This window comes from Streptomyces sp. NPDC088706 (assembly GCF_044752765.1).
Taxonomy (GTDB): domain Bacteria; phylum Actinomycetota; class Actinomycetes; order Streptomycetales; family Streptomycetaceae; genus Streptomyces.
In genome coordinates this window covers 21,516-34,622 of the sequence record NZ_JBIVLW010000012.1, presented here as the reverse complement: position 1 = coordinate 34,622, position 13,107 = coordinate 21,516, and the positions used below count along the sequence as shown (strand labels likewise).

Below are 13,107 nucleotides of genomic sequence, written 5' to 3'. Positions count from 1 at the left end.
ATACGCGGGAGACCGTCCACTGACCCTGGGCGGTCTCCCGTTTCCATCATCCTCCGGTGGCGTCGACCTGTTCTCCGGTGCCGAACTCCCAGGCCACTCCGTGGACTCCGGGTTTGCACCGCGAGACGAGCACATGGGTGCTGTGGGAATCGTTCATCGACATGCGCCGCTGGGCGCGGGGCGGGGAGCCCACCTGGTCCCGGAAGTACCGCCGGCAGCCTGAGGGAAGCGCGTCCGGATGGAAGAAGACCTGCTGAAGGTATTCGTGCAGATTCGCCCTCGACCAGCGTTCGTAGTGGGTGGCCGGTTCCCGGGACGGGCTCACGTCGACCGCGTAACTCACCACCGTGGTGTCCAGTTTGGCGAGTTCCCGGCCGAAGTGGATTTCCAGCACCAAGGATTTCAGCGCCTTCAGGTACGTCGCCTCGCCGAGCCGCCCGCTGGTGACGCGGATGTCGAGCGGCTCCGCCTGCTCGTCGTCGAAACTGAGCACGAACAGCGCGCGGTCGGCCCCGGCGCGGCTGGCACGCAGCACATTGGTCGTGGTGATGTTGCTCAGCGTCCCGCTCGCGCCCAGAGTCACGACGTCGTGGATCAGCAGCGAGCTGGTCTCCTGGTTGAAGTGGCGGAACCGCTCGCCGAGCGCCTGCTCCACCACCGAGTCCTTGCCCAGCACCTGGAGGGTCGCGCTCTCGCCCCGGGCCGGCGCGATCCGGCCACGCGGGCGGCGCGGGCCGAGCAGCGAGCGCAGCGCTCCGCCCGGCAGCTCCAGGATCTCCTCCAGCACCTCCACGGCCCGCAGCGACCGGGCCCGCTCGGGCTGGCTGCGGCCGCGCTGCCAACTGCTCAGCGTGGCCTGGCTGACCCCGATGCCGCGCGCCCTGAGCCGTTCGCTGACCCGCTCCAGGGACAGGCCGCGCCGGCCCAGCGCCTCGCGCAGGGCGGCCGGGAAGGCGTCGGTGCCCGGGGGAGGGGCCTCGGCCGCCGGTGACCCGCCATGGGGAGGGGCCCCAGCCCTCGGCGACCCGCCACGGGGAGGGGCCTCGGCCGTCCCGGCCGGCAGCGCCGGGCGCGGACCACGTGCGCTACGTGCGCCACGTGCGCTCCGGGCGCCCTCGGCGTCCGACAGCCCGACGCCGGCTTCCATCCTGCTCGACATGTCCCTCCCACATCCCGGCACTCCCGCCGCGGGGCATCCACCAGGCCCCCGCATACTGGTTGACCACCGGAGAGGGACCGGATAACAAAACCCCCAGGAGTGACCTGCCCCACACTCCAGGGGATGCGCTGCCCGGCGTCCTCCGCACGGCCCGAGGAAGTGAGCACGTGGTGAACAGCGTGAACGAGGTGGACGTCACCGCCCTGGCCGTCGCGGCCAGGGGCGGCGACCAGGCCGCCGGGGAGCGGCTCGCCGCCCTCTATCTCCCGCTCGTCTACAACGTCGTGGGCCGCGCCCTCAACGGCCACCCGGACGTGGACGACGTGGTGCAGGAGACCATGCTCCGGGCGCTCTCCGGCCTCTCCTCACTGCGCGATCCCACCCGGTTCCGGTCCTGGCTGGTGGCCATCGCCATGAACCAGGTCCGCACCCGCTGGTCCGTCCTCGGCCACCGCCCCGCCCCCCTGGAGGAGACCGACGAGCCGGCCGATCCGGCGGCGGACTTCGTGGATCTGACGATCTTGCGCCTCGAACTCTCCGGCCAGCGCCGCGAGACCGCCGAGGCGACCCGCTGGCTGGACGAGGCGGAACGCGATGTGCTCTCTCTGTGGTGGCTGGAAACCACCGGCGAACTCACCCGCGCCGAGCTGGCCGAGGCCCTCGGGCTCTCGCCGCAGCACGCCGCCGTGCGCGTACAGCGGGTGAAGAACCAGCTCGACGTCGGGCGCGCGGTCGTCCGGGCGCTGGCCGCCGATCCCCGCTGCCCTGCCCTGGACGCGCTGGTGGCGGACTGGGACGGGGCGCCCACGCCCCTGTGGCGCAAGCGCACAGCCCGCCACATACGCGGCTGTGCCTCCTGCTCGGCCGGCAGCTCGGGGCTCGTCCCGCCGGAGGGGCTGCTCTCCGGTCTCGCCCTGGTGGTGCCGCTGTACGAAGGCGGACAGCACGCCGCCGCGGTCGCCCCGGCCGTGGCTCCGGCCGCGTTCTCGGCCGGGAAGGCGGCGGGGCTGGTGGCCGCGGCGGCCGCCGTGACCTCGATCGCCGTACTCCTGTGGCCCTCGGCGCCCGCCCCGCCCGCACCCCGCGCCGACGGGCGTGCCACACAGCTCCCGGCGCCGCAGGCACCCCCGGTCACCGCCTCCGCCGCACCCTCCGCCACGTCCCCGACGCCCACCCCCACGCCGTCGCCGACGCCCAGCCCGGCCCCGAGCACCGCGCCCTCCACCGTGGCCCCGCCGTCCTCCCCGCGACCGGCCCCGCGTGCCAGGCCTCGGCCGCAGACGCGCCTCGTCGCCGAGGTCAACACCCTGCGCGCGCACAACGACTGCCCGCAGCTGACCACCGATCCCCGGCTCACCGAGGTCGCCCAGCGCCACTCCGAGGACATGGCGGCCCGCGGCTACTTCGGCCACACCGACTCCACCGGCCGGGGCATGGGCGACCGGGTGACCGGCTCGGGGTACCTCTGGTCCGCCGTCGGCGAGACGATCGCCACCGGTACGTCCGACCCGGCCGCCGTCGCCGACCAGTGGCGCGACAGCCCCGGCCGCGACGACGACATCCTCAACTGCGACTTCGTGCACGTGGGCGTGGGGATCGCCGACTCGCCGCGCGGTCCCTACTGGACCCAGGTGCTGGCCACCCCGAGGTGAGCGGGGTGGCCATCCCGAGGTGAGCGGGGGCCGATTGTCAGTGCCGGGTGCCAGACTCGGCCGGCATGGAGACCACGGTGGAACTCAGGGATGTCGAACAGGCCGATCTGGAGGTCTTCCTCGCGTACGAGCACGATCCGGAGGCGGTCCGGAGATCGAGGTTCGTCCCCCGCGAGCGGGAGGCGTTCATGGCGCACTGGGCCACGAGGGTGCTGGGGGACCCCGCCAACTTCGTGCAGACGGTTCTCGTGGACGGCGAGACGGCCGGGAGCATCGTGGCCTGGTGGGACCAGGACCGGCGCTACATCGGCTATTGGTTCGGCCGTCCGTACTGGGGCCGGGGCATCGGCACCGCGGCGCTGACCCGGTTCCTGGAGCGGGAGAGGACCCGCCCGCTCTACGCGGACCCGGCCGCCGGGAACACCGCCTCGGTCCGGCTGCTGGAGAGGTGCGGCTTCGTGGCCACGGGAACGGTCGTGCACGGGGAGGACGAGTTCATCGTCCTGGTGCTCGGGGGGAGTTGATGACTCCTCGCCGACTCCTCGCCGACTCCTCATCGCGGAGCGGCCGCCGGGAGGCGGCTGGAGCCGGCCGCCCCGGCCCGGTAGCGGCTGCCCGAGCCGCTACGGCTGGCGGAGCGGCTTGGCCATGCAGATGCTGCTCTCGTACTCCCGGTAGTGGCCGAACTTCTCGCACACCGTGTACCCGCTCGACGTGTACAGCGCGATCGCCTCGGGCTGCTGGTCGCCGGTCTCCAGGACCATCCGGACCCGGCCGGCGGCCCGGGCGTCGTCCTCCAGCGCGGCCAGCATCCGGCGCGCGAGGCCCCGGCCACGGCCCTCGGGGATCACGAACATCCGCTTGATCTCGGCATCGCCGTCCCCGTAGCCCTCCGGGTTACGGTCCTGCGTCCGCCAGCCGCCGGTCGCCACCGGGCGCTCAAGCTCGTCGTAGGCGAGCAGATACAGACCGTGCGGCGGATCGAACATCGTCGGGTCGAGCGGTGTGACATCGCCCTCGTCGCCGTAGCGCTCGGCGTACTCGAGCTGGACCTGGTCGTTGAGTTTGACGGCGTCGGGGTGGTCGAAGCGGCGGCGACGGACATTCATGCTGGATATCGTAAATCTATGAGTAGGGCGGGGTAGGTACTGTTTCCGGATGCTGACTGTTACATCCGTGAATGTTAATGGCCTCCGCGCCGCCGCGAAGAAGGGCTTCGTGGAGTGGCTGGCGGGCACCGAGGCCGATGTGGTCTGCCTCCAGGAGGTCCGTGCCGAGCCCGGCCAGCTGGCCGAGGAGGTCCGTGACCCGGAGGGCTGGCACACCGTGCACGCCCCCGCCGCCGCCAAGGGGCGCGCCGGGGTCTCCCTCTACGCGCGGCGGGCGCCGGAGCGGGTCCAGATCGGCTTCGGCGGTTTCGGGGTCCCGGGGGCCGAGGAGTTCGACGCGAGCGGCCGGTACGCCGAGATCGACCTCCCCGGGATGACCGTCGCCAGCCTCTACCTGCCCTCCGGCGAGGTCGGCACGGAGCGGCAGGACGAGAAGGAGCGCTTCATGGCGGTCTTCCTGCCCTACCTCCAGGGGCTCCAGGCGCGGGCGGCGGCGGATGGCCGGGAGGTCGTGGTCTGCGGCGACTGGAACATCGCCCACCAGGAGGCCGACCTGAAGAACTGGAAGGCCAACCAGAGGAACTCCGGCTTCCTGCCCGAGGAGCGGGCCTGGCTCACCCGGGTCCTCGATGAGGCCCCCTATGTGGATGTGGTGCGGCAGCTGCACCCGGATGTCGCGGGGCCGTACAGCTGGTGGTCCTACCGGGGCCGCGCCTTCGACAACGACGCGGGCTGGCGCATCGACTACCAGATCGCCACGCCGGGTCTGGCCGCGCGGGCGGTCAAGGCGTGGGTCGAGCGGGCCGCCGCGCACGGCGAGCGGTGGAGCGACCACGCACCGGTGACCGTCGTCTACGCACGCTAGTCGTCCAGCGGGTCCGGCGGGTCCCGGCGGTCCAGCGGGTCCCGGGGGGTCACTCCGCCTTCGGGGGCTGCGTGCCGTCCTCGCGGCGCAGCCTCCGGTCCAGGGCCATCGACAGCTCCGCGTCCACCACCGCGCGGGCCAGTGGCCGCAGTTGGGCCGGTTCGGTCTCGGTGGCGTGGGCATGCAGTACGCGTACGAAGATTTCGGCGAGAGCGTCCGCGTGCTCGCGGACGCGGCGGCCCGAGGAGAGCACCGTGGCCAGCGGCACCCCTTCGCGTACGAGCTCCGCCGAGACCTCCAGGAGGCGCCGGCTGATGTGGACGATCTCGTCCCCGTCGGTGGCGAGATAGCCCAGGTCCAGCGCGGTGGCCAGGTTCTCCGGGGTGACCTCGCCCTCGAAGTAGTCCGCGAGCTGCTCCGGGGTGAGCCGGACCGGGGTCTCCTCGGTCGGCTCGCCGAGCCCCAGCACCTCGGCGACATCGCGCCCGCTCTCGAAGGTGGCGGCCAGATCCGCGATGCCGTTCAGGGTGTGGCCGCGCTCCAGCAGGCCCGTGATGGTCCGCAGACGGGCCAGGTGGTGGTCGTCGTACCAGGCGATCCGGCCCTCACGGCGGGGTGGCGGGATCAGGCCGCGCTCCCGGTAGAAGCGCAGGGTCCGCACGGTGATGCCGGCCTCCTTGGCCAACTCCTCCATGCGGTATTCGCGGTGCTCGCGTCCTTCAGCCACAGGGGCACCCTATGTTGTACCGCCAGTAACTTTCCTCGGTCCGACCCCTACCCATCAGTACGAGCCTGCTCTACTCTCCGAACCATGCCAGTGATTGCTGGCGTAATCGCGTGACGTACCGCGGGAGGCGGCAGCATGGCCCAGCAGGAGCACGTACGTGTGGCGGTGATCGGTACCGGATTCGGGGGCCTGGGGGCCGCCGTCCGGCTGCGCCGCGAAGGCATCACCGATTTCGTCGTCCTGGAGCGGGCCGACTCGGTGGGCGGCACCTGGCGCGACAACAGCTATCCCGGCTGCGCCTGCGACGTACCGTCCCACCTCTACTCCTTCTCCTTCGCCCCCAACCCCGACTGGCCGCGCACCTTCTCCGGCCAGTCGCACATCCGGGCCTACCTGGAGCGCGTCGCCGACACCTTCGGGCTCCGCCCGCACATCCGGCTGAACCACGAGGTGAAGCTGATGAGCTGGGACAAGGAGAACCTGTACTGGGTGATCGAGTCCGCCGACGGCAGCAGGCTCCACGCGGATGTCGTCGTCTCCGCCACCGGGCCGCTCTCCGACCCGAAGATGCCGGACATACCCGGGCTCGACTCCTTCCCCGGGAAGGTCTTCCACTCCGCGCGCTGGGACCACGACTACGACCTGGCGGGCAAGCGGGTCGCCATGGTCGGGACGGGCGCCTCCGCCATCCAGATCGTCCCGGCGATCCAGCCGAAGACCGCGAAGCTCACCCTCTTCCAGCGCACCCCGCCGTGGGTCATGCCGCGCGTGGACCGCACCATCAGCAAGGCCGAGCGAGCGCTCCACCGGGCCGTCCCCGTCACCGGCACCGCGCGCCGCGGACTGCTGTGGGGCATACGCGAGTTGCAGGTCAGCGCCTTCACCAAGCACCCCGACCAGCTGGGTCTGGTGGAGAGGATAGCCAAGTCCAACATGGCGCGAGCCATCAAGGACCCGGCCCTGCGGGCCAAGCTGACCCCCGACTACCGCATCGGCTGCAAGCGCATCCTGCTCTCCAGCACCTACTACCCGGCCCTCGCCCAGCCCAATGTGGATGTCGTGGCCTCCGGGCTCAGCGAGATACGCGGCTCCACCGTCGTCGCCGCCGACGGCAGCGAGGCCGAGGTCGACGCGATCATCTTCGGCACCGGCTTCCATGTGACGGACATGCCGATCGCGGAGCGGGTCGTCGGCGAGGAGGGCATCACGCTCGCCGAGTCCTGGAAGGACGGGATGAACTCGCTGCGCGGCGCGACCGCCGCCGGGTTCCCCAACTGGATGACGATCATCGGACCCAACACCGGGCTCGGCAACTCCTCCATGATCCTGATGATCGAGTCCCAGCTGAACTACATGGCCGACTACCTGCGTCAGTTGAACGTGCTGGGCGGCCGCGCGGCGCTCGGCGCCCGCACCACCGCCGTCACCGCCTGGAACCACCGGGTCCAGGAGCGGATGAAGCGCACCGTGTGGAACACCGGCGGCTGCACCAGCTGGTACCTGGACGCGGAGGGCCGCAACACGACGGTCTGGCCGGGCACGACGGGCGAGTTCCGGCGGCAGACGCGGTCGGTGGACCTCGCGGAGTACGACGTCGTCCGGGCCGGGAGGCCGGGTGGCGGTGGTGAGGCCGGACGCCTCGGCCGGGGCCATCTCGTACCGGAGCAGCCGGGGCGCGATGAGCGGGAGGTCGTGGAGGTCGTGGAGGTCGTGGAGTCCGTGGAGCCCGTGGGGTCCGTGGAGCCCGTGGGGTCCGTGGAGCCCGTGGGGTCCGTGGAGTCAGGTGGACCGGTCGTCGAGGAGGCCGCTCGATGAGCCGGCTGCCGCACCGCGACGACCTCCCGCCGGTGCCCGCGGGCGAACTGTTCGTACGGTCCGCCGACGGCTCCCGCATCCACGTCGAGCTGCACGGCCCCGAGGACGCCCCGGCGGTGGTCCTGGCCCACGGCTGGACCTGCAACACCCACTTCTGGGCCGCGCAGATCCGGGACCTGGCCGCCGACCACCGCGTCATCGCCTACGACCAGCGCGGCCACGGCCTCACCCCCGAGCCGGGACCCGGTGGCTACAGCGTGAACGCGCTGGCCGACGACCTCGAAGCGGTGCTCGCCGCCACCCTCGCCCCCGGGCGGAAGGCGGTGCTCGCCGGGCACTCCATGGGCGGGATGACGCTCATGGCCGCGGCCCGCAGGACCGGGCTGCGCGAGCACGCCGCCGCCGTCCTGCTCTGTTCCACCGGCAGCGGCCGGCTCACCGCCGAGGCCCTGGTCCTGCCGCTGCGCGCGAGCGCGTTCCGGACCCGGCTCACCGCCGCGGTCCTCGGCGCGAAGGCGCCGCTCGGGCCGGTCAGCCCGGTCTCGAAGAGGCTCCTCAAGTACGCGACCCTGGGCGCCGGTTCGGCCCCGGACCGGGTCGACACCTGTGCCCGCATCGTGCACGCCTGCCCGCGCCGCGCGCGGGTGGGCTGGGGCCACGTCCTCGCCGAGCTGGACGTGACGGCGGACGTGCGGGAGCTGCGGGTGCCGACGGCGGTCATCGCCGGTACGGACGACCGGCTGACCCCGCCGGTCCACGCGCGGGCCATCGCGGCGGCGCTGCCGGTCGGCCTCGGGCTGACCGAGCTGGCGGGCATGGGGCACATGACGCCGGTGGAGGCCCCGGAGGCCGTCACGGCGAAGCTCAGGGAACTCGCCGGCCGGTACGTCACCGGGCGGACGGCCGTCGCGGCCGAGAAGGAGGATGTCGCATGAGCAGCAGGCGGAGTCTGGAGGGCCAGGTCGTCGTCGTGACCGGCGCGGCCCGGGGTGTGGGGGAACTGCTGGCCCGCAAGCTGTCGGCGCGCGGTGCGACGCCGGCGCTCGTGGGCCTGGAGCCCGACGAGCTGAAGAAGGTCTCCGGGCGGCTGCACGGCGAGAGCGGCCACTGGTTCGCCGACGTCACCGACCACGCGGCGATGTCCCAGGTGGCACGGGAGGTCAAGGAGCGGTTCGGCAAGGTCGACGTGGTCGTCGCCAACGCGGGTGTGGCCTCCGGCGGTCCGTTCGTCGACTCCGACCCGGACGCGTGGCGGCGGGTCATCGAGGTGAACCTGATCGGCGGGGCGGTCACCGGGCGGGCGTTCCTGCCGGTGCTGATGGAGAGCCGCGGCTACTTCCTCCAGATAGCCTCGCTGGCCGCGATCACCCCGGCGCCGATGATGACGGCGTACTGCGCGTCCAAGTCGGGCGTCGAGGCGTTCGCCCACAGCCTGCGCGCCGAGGTCGGCTACCAGGGCGTCAAGGTCGGGGTCGGCTACCTCTCCTGGACCGACACCGACATGGTGCGCGGCGCCGACCAGGACGACGTGATGCGCGAGTTGCGCCAGCGGCTGCCGTGGCCGATGAACCGTACGTACCCGCTCGGCCCGGCCGTCGAGCGGATCGTGGACGGGATCGCGCGCCGCTCCCCGCATGTGTACGCCCAGTGGTGGCTGCGGGGCATGCAGTCGGTCCGGGGCTACCTGCCCTCCGTCATCGCGATCGGCGGACAGCGCGAGATGCGGCGCTTCGGACCTCGGCTCCACACGGTGCCGAAGGGGCTGGTGGGGGCCGGGGGAGAGGCGGACCAGGATGCCCGTGCGGAGCGCGCTGACCGTACGTGACGATCGGTGACGGTCCGAAATGCGCGGGATGTCGGGTCGTGTAACGCTGGGCACGGCCCCGCAGGGGGCCACCCCCACGTACGCCACGCATCCCACAGGAGTGAACAGCATGGGTATCGCTGACCAGTTCAAGGACAAGGCGCAGGACCTCGCCGACCAGGCCAAGCAGAAGGCCGGCCAGGGCAAGGGCCAGGCTCAGGACCGGGCGCAGGACGCCCGGGACCGGAACCGGGACCAGGAGCGCGGCTCCGACGCGTCGACCGGCCTGCGGGACCGGGCGCAGGACGCGAGGGACCAGGCGCGCGAGCGCTTCGACCGTTGACGGTCGCTGAGGTGTGACGCGTGCGCGCTGCGGTTCGCGCGTGCGTGCGCGTCGCTCCAGGAGGCGCACCCGGATTGCCGGGTGCGCCTCCTTCACGCGTGCCCTCGTGTACGGGCGGGGGCAAGGAGCCGAGACCGGGATGGTGCCCCGGACTCAGCGCGGCGGCAGCGGCGGGCGGCGCAGGTTCGGGGCCGTGTCGTACGACGGCGGTGTCGACGCCGGGTGGGCGGCCAGCAGGTCCAGGGCGATGTGCACCGCGTCGTCCAGCACCGCGTACCGCCCCTCCGCCCAGTCCAGCGGGGTGCGCAGCGCCTTCACGTCCGGCTCCACCCCGTAGTTCTCCACCGACCAGCCGTACGTGTCGAACCAGGCCGCGTTCATCGGGACCGTGATCACCGTGCCGTCACCCAGCCGGTGGCGGCCGGTCATGCCGACCACCCCGCCCCATGTCCGCTGGCCCACCACCGGGCCCAGCTTCAGCAGCCGGAACGCGGCGGTGATCATGTCGCCGTCGGAGGACGTCGCCTCGTCGGCCAGGGCGACCACCGGGCCCCTCGGCGCGTTGGAGGCGTAACTCACCGCCTGCGCGTTGCGCGTCAGGTCCCAGCCGAGGATCTTGCGGGTCAGCTTCTCCACGACCAGCTCGCTGATGTGGCCGCCCGCGTTGCCCCGTACGTCCACGATCAGCGCGGGCCGGGACACCTCCAGCCGCAGGTCCCGGTTGAACTGGGCCCAGCCCGAGCCGCCCATGTCCGGGATGTGCAGGTAGCCGCACTTGCCGCCGCTCAACTCCCGTACGACGTCACGCCGTTTGGCCACCCAGTCCTGGTAGCGCAGCGGGCGCTCGTCCACCAGCGGCATGATCGCCACCCGGCGGGACGGGCCGCCGCCCGCCGGGGAGAACGTCAGCTCCACCGTCGTACCGCCCGCCGCCGTCAGCAGCGGGAACGGACCCGTCACCGGGTCCACCGGGCGGCCGTCCACGTGGGTGAGGACCGCGCCCTCCCTGATCCCCGTACCCGCCAGCGGTGAACGGGCCTTGGAGTCCGAGGAGTCACCGGGCAGGATGCGCTGGAGGATCCACGCCCCGTCCCGGCAGACCAGGTTGGCGCCGAGCAGCCCGATCGCCCGCTGGTAGTGCGGCGGGCCCTCGTTGCGGCGGGCCGGGGTGACGTAGGCGTGCGAGGTGCCCAGCTCGCCCAGCACCTCGCGCAGCAGATCCGCGAACTCGTCGGGGGAGGCGACCCGTTCGACCAGCGGGCGGTACTGGTCCAGCACCCCGCCCCAGTCGATGCCGCACATGTCCGGCTCCCAGAAGTAGGAGCGGATGATCCGCCCCGCCTCCCCGTACGCCTGCCGCCACTCCGCACCCGGGTCGACCTGGTGCAGGACGCGGCGCAGATCCAGATAGACCGTGGAGTCGCCGTCGCCGGGCTCGGTCGCGGGTACGGCACGGAGCTCGCCGTCGTCCATCACGACCAGGCGCGAGCAGTCGCCGCTGACCGCGAACCAGTCTAGGTGGTCGACCAGTTCGGTCTTGCGGGCCTTCGCGATGTTGAAGTGCTCCAGGGTGGGCCGCCCCGACATGTCGGCCGGGTTGGCGAACGTCTCACCCAGCGCCCCGGAGATCGGCCAGCGCAGCCAGACGAGACCGCCGCCGCTCACCGGGTGCAGCGCGGAGTATTTCGAGGCGGAGACCGGGAACGGAGTCACCCGGCTCTCCAGGCCCTCGAACTCGACCATGACCGTGGACCCTTCGCCCGTACCCCCCGCTTCCGGAACGTCTATCGGGTCCAGCCCGCCCGCCGCCGGCCGCCCGTCCGGGGAGAGCGCGAAGGGGGAAGGGGTCGCCGAGGAGAGCGGGACCAGGTAGGGGCGACAGCCGAGCGGGAAGGAAAGGTCGCCGGTGTGCACGTCGTACACCGGGTCGAAGCCCCGCCAGGACAGGAACGCCAGATAGCGGCCGTCCTCCGTGAAGACCGGATTCTCGTCCTCGAAGCGCCCGTTGGTGACGTCCACGATCACCGGGGCGCCCGGTCCGGAGATCCGGGCCAGCTTGATCTGCCGCAGTGAGCGGCCGACGCCCGGGTGCGACCAGGTCAGCCAGTCGCCGTCGGGGGAGAAGGCCAGGTCGCGGACGGGGCCGTTGACCGAGCGGATCAGCTCGCTGAGCCCGGGGTGCTCATCGACCGGGGCCGCGTTGGCCAGGGCCGCCGCGCCCGTCGCCGCGTACAGGTCGGCGCGGGTCGAGCCGCTGGGAGCCCGCTCCGCCACCTCGGCCTCCCCCGCGTCCAGGAGCAGCAGCCGGCCGTCGTTCGAGGCGATGGCGAGGCGCTCGCCCTCCGGGTCGGAGATCATCTCCTGCACCCGGCCCAGCTGCCCCGAGGCGAGCCGGCGCGGTGCCCGGTCGCCGCTGGCGCGCGGCAGGTAGGCGATCTCCACCGCGTCCTCGCCGTCCGCGTCGGTGACGTAGGCGACCTGGCCCCGGCTGCCGAGCATCTCCGGCAGCCGCACCCGCACCCCCGGGGTGTCGCTGATGGTGCGGGCGGGGCCGTCGCGGTGGGTGAGCCAGTAGAGGCTGCCGCGTACGGTGACGGCGCTGGCCCGGCCCGTCTCGTCGACCGAGAGCGAGTCGACGTTGCTGGCGGCGGGCACCTGGTGGCTGCGGCGGCCGGTGCGCGGCCCGCCGAGCCGCACCTCCAGCTTCCGCGGGGTGGCGTCCGGCGACTGGAGGTCCTCGACCAGCCAGAGGTCGCCGGCGCACTGGTAGACGACCCGGTGCCCGTCGCTGGAGGCGTTGCGGACGTAGAAGGCGTCGTGGTCGGTGTGGCGGCGCAGACCGGTGCCGTCGGTCCGGCAGGAGTAGAGGTTGCCGACGCCCTCGTGGTCGGAGAGGAACGCGATGCGGCGGCCGACGAACATCGGCGAGGCGAGGTGGCCGTCGATGTCCGGCAGCAGCCGCTCGCCGTGCAGCCAGAGGCGGCCCGTCGCCCCGCCCCGGTAGCGCTTCCAGGCGGCCGGTTCGTGCGGGGGCGTGCCGGTGAGCAGCAGGGTGCGGCGCTCGCCGTCGAGGTCGGCGACCGCGATGTCGGCGACCGGGCCCCAGGGGAGCCGCCCGCCGGGGCTGCCGTCGGTGGGGAGGCTGTAGGCCCAGGCGAAGTACGAGAACGGCTGGTTGTGTGAGGAGACGGCGAGGATCTGGGAGGCGTCGGCCGGGTCGGGCGTCCAGCCGCAGACCCGGGCGTCGGTCGAGCCCCAGTAGGTCAGCCGGCGGGCCGGGCCGCCGTCGACCGGGGCCAGGTGGATCTCGGGGTCCAGCGTGCGCCAGGTCGTGTAGGCGATGGAGGTGCCGTCGGGCGAGAAGCGCGGATGGCTGACCTTGGTCCGGTCGACGGTCACCCGCCAGGCCCGGCCGGGGTGGTGGCCGGCCGGGACGAGGGGGGAGACCCACAGGTCGTCCTCGGCCGCGAAGCAGAGCATGTCCTGGTGGAGATGGGGAAACCGGAGGTACGCGCTGTCATCGCTCACCGTTCAATGCTTTCCGCGCGAAGGGCCCGGGGCAACTTGTGGTGCAGCCCACAAGCGAAACGGTTTCGTTTCGCTGGGTGGCAGGGGTACGGTTCACGTGTACGA

At 72.6% G+C, this 13,107-nt stretch carries 11 protein-coding genes; 7 read left to right on the top strand and 4 right to left on the bottom strand.

Translation table 11 applies throughout. From position 1 onward, the window contains the following. Positions 1 to 46: 46 nt before the first annotated feature. Positions 47 to 1,159: an XRE family transcriptional regulator gene (locus tag ACIQAK_RS23905; protein ID WP_366391159.1), complete on the bottom strand. Its 1,113-nt coding sequence runs from the start codon at positions 1,157 to 1,159 to the stop codon at positions 47 to 49. 167 nt (positions 1,160 to 1,326) lie between these two features. Here ACIQAK_RS23905 and ACIQAK_RS23900 point away from each other — a divergent pair, with 167 nt between their 5' ends. Both ACIQAK_RS23900 and ACIQAK_RS23895 read left to right on the top strand, forming a co-directional pair. Continuing rightward, positions 1,327 to 2,811, top strand: coding sequence for a sigma-70 family RNA polymerase sigma factor (locus ACIQAK_RS23900; RefSeq protein WP_366391158.1), 1,485 nt, complete (start codon positions 1,327 to 1,329; stop codon positions 2,809 to 2,811). A 65-nt stretch (positions 2,812 to 2,876) separates the two neighbouring features. After that, positions 2,877 to 3,335, top strand: a complete 459-nt coding sequence (locus ACIQAK_RS23895; protein ID WP_366391157.1) for a GNAT family N-acetyltransferase — start codon at positions 2,877 to 2,879, stop codon at positions 3,333 to 3,335. Between the two features lie 99 nt (positions 3,336 to 3,434). On the opposite strand, the gene ACIQAK_RS23890 is transcribed toward ACIQAK_RS23895, so the two are convergent. Beyond that, positions 3,435 to 3,920, bottom strand: a complete 486-nt coding sequence (locus ACIQAK_RS23890; RefSeq protein ID WP_366391156.1) for a GNAT family N-acetyltransferase — start codon at positions 3,918 to 3,920, stop codon at positions 3,435 to 3,437. Positions 3,921 to 3,969: 49 nt separating this feature from the next. Between ACIQAK_RS23890 and ACIQAK_RS23885 the strand changes: the two genes are divergently transcribed. Next, positions 3,970 to 4,785: an exodeoxyribonuclease III gene (locus ACIQAK_RS23885; protein WP_366391155.1), complete on the top strand. Its 816-nt coding sequence runs from the start codon at positions 3,970 to 3,972 to the stop codon at positions 4,783 to 4,785. A gap of 49 nt (positions 4,786 to 4,834) precedes the next feature. Here ACIQAK_RS23885 and ACIQAK_RS23880 read toward each other — a convergent pair whose 3' ends face one another. Continuing rightward, positions 4,835 to 5,479 (bottom strand): MerR family transcriptional regulator, encoded by a 645-nt coding sequence (locus tag ACIQAK_RS23880; RefSeq protein ID WP_366391279.1) that lies wholly within the window; start codon positions 5,477 to 5,479, stop codon positions 4,835 to 4,837. A 168-nt stretch (positions 5,480 to 5,647) separates the two neighbouring features. On the opposite strand from ACIQAK_RS23880, the gene ACIQAK_RS23875 reads away from it, so the two are divergent. The 4 genes from ACIQAK_RS23875 to ACIQAK_RS23860 all read left to right on the top strand — a co-directional run bounded on the left by ACIQAK_RS23875 (position 5,648) and on the right by ACIQAK_RS23860 (position 9,474). Then, positions 5,648 to 7,327, top strand: a complete 1,680-nt coding sequence (locus ACIQAK_RS23875) for an NAD(P)/FAD-dependent oxidoreductase (protein ID WP_366391154.1) — start codon at positions 5,648 to 5,650, stop codon at positions 7,325 to 7,327. Next, the gene (locus tag ACIQAK_RS23870; RefSeq protein ID WP_366391153.1) at positions 7,324 to 8,262 is read left to right on the top strand and encodes an alpha/beta fold hydrolase; all 939 of its coding nucleotides are present in this window, start codon (positions 7,324 to 7,326) and stop codon (positions 8,260 to 8,262) included. Before ACIQAK_RS23875 ends, ACIQAK_RS23870 begins: the two co-directional genes overlap by 4 nt. Then, positions 8,259 to 9,152: an SDR family oxidoreductase gene (locus ACIQAK_RS23865; RefSeq protein ID WP_366391152.1), complete on the top strand. Its 894-nt coding sequence runs from the start codon at positions 8,259 to 8,261 to the stop codon at positions 9,150 to 9,152. Before ACIQAK_RS23870 ends, ACIQAK_RS23865 begins: the two co-directional genes overlap by 4 nt. Before the next feature lie 109 nt (positions 9,153 to 9,261). After that, positions 9,262 to 9,474 (top strand): hypothetical protein, encoded by a 213-nt coding sequence (locus ACIQAK_RS23860; protein ID WP_366391151.1) that lies wholly within the window; start codon positions 9,262 to 9,264, stop codon positions 9,472 to 9,474. A 153-nt stretch (positions 9,475 to 9,627) separates the two neighbouring features. Here ACIQAK_RS23860 and ACIQAK_RS23855 read toward each other — a convergent pair whose 3' ends face one another. Further along, on the bottom strand, positions 9,628 to 13,002 hold the full coding sequence (locus ACIQAK_RS23855) for a S41 family peptidase (RefSeq protein ID WP_366391150.1): 3,375 nt from the start codon (positions 13,000 to 13,002) through the stop codon (positions 9,628 to 9,630). Between the last annotated feature and the right edge of the window lie 105 nt (positions 13,003 to 13,107).

Excerpts from the sequence above, each read along its gene's own strand:
- ACIQAK_RS23865 (WP_366391152.1), top strand. The coding sequence starts at position 8,259 with ATGAGCAGCAGGCGGAGTCTGGAGGGCCAGGTCGTCGTCGTGACCGGC.
- ACIQAK_RS23885 (WP_366391155.1), top strand. The coding sequence starts at position 3,970 with ATGCTGACTGTTACATCCGTGAATGTTAATGGCCTCCGCGCCGCCGCG.
- ACIQAK_RS23875 (WP_366391154.1), top strand. The coding sequence starts at position 5,648 with ATGGCCCAGCAGGAGCACGTACGTGTGGCGGTGATCGGTACCGGATTC.
- ACIQAK_RS23905 (WP_366391159.1), bottom strand. The coding sequence starts at position 1,159 with ATGTCGAGCAGGATGGAAGCCGGCGTCGGGCTGTCGGACGCCGAGGGC.
- ACIQAK_RS23870 (WP_366391153.1), top strand. The coding sequence starts at position 7,324 with ATGAGCCGGCTGCCGCACCGCGACGACCTCCCGCCGGTGCCCGCGGGC.
- ACIQAK_RS23880 (WP_366391279.1), bottom strand. The coding sequence starts at position 5,479 with ATGGAGGAGTTGGCCAAGGAGGCCGGCATCACCGTGCGGACCCTGCGC.
- ACIQAK_RS23890 (WP_366391156.1), bottom strand. The coding sequence starts at position 3,920 with ATGAATGTCCGTCGCCGCCGCTTCGACCACCCCGACGCCGTCAAACTC.
- ACIQAK_RS23895 (WP_366391157.1), top strand. The coding sequence starts at position 2,877 with ATGGAGACCACGGTGGAACTCAGGGATGTCGAACAGGCCGATCTGGAG.
- ACIQAK_RS23860 (WP_366391151.1), top strand. The coding sequence starts at position 9,262 with ATGGGTATCGCTGACCAGTTCAAGGACAAGGCGCAGGACCTCGCCGAC.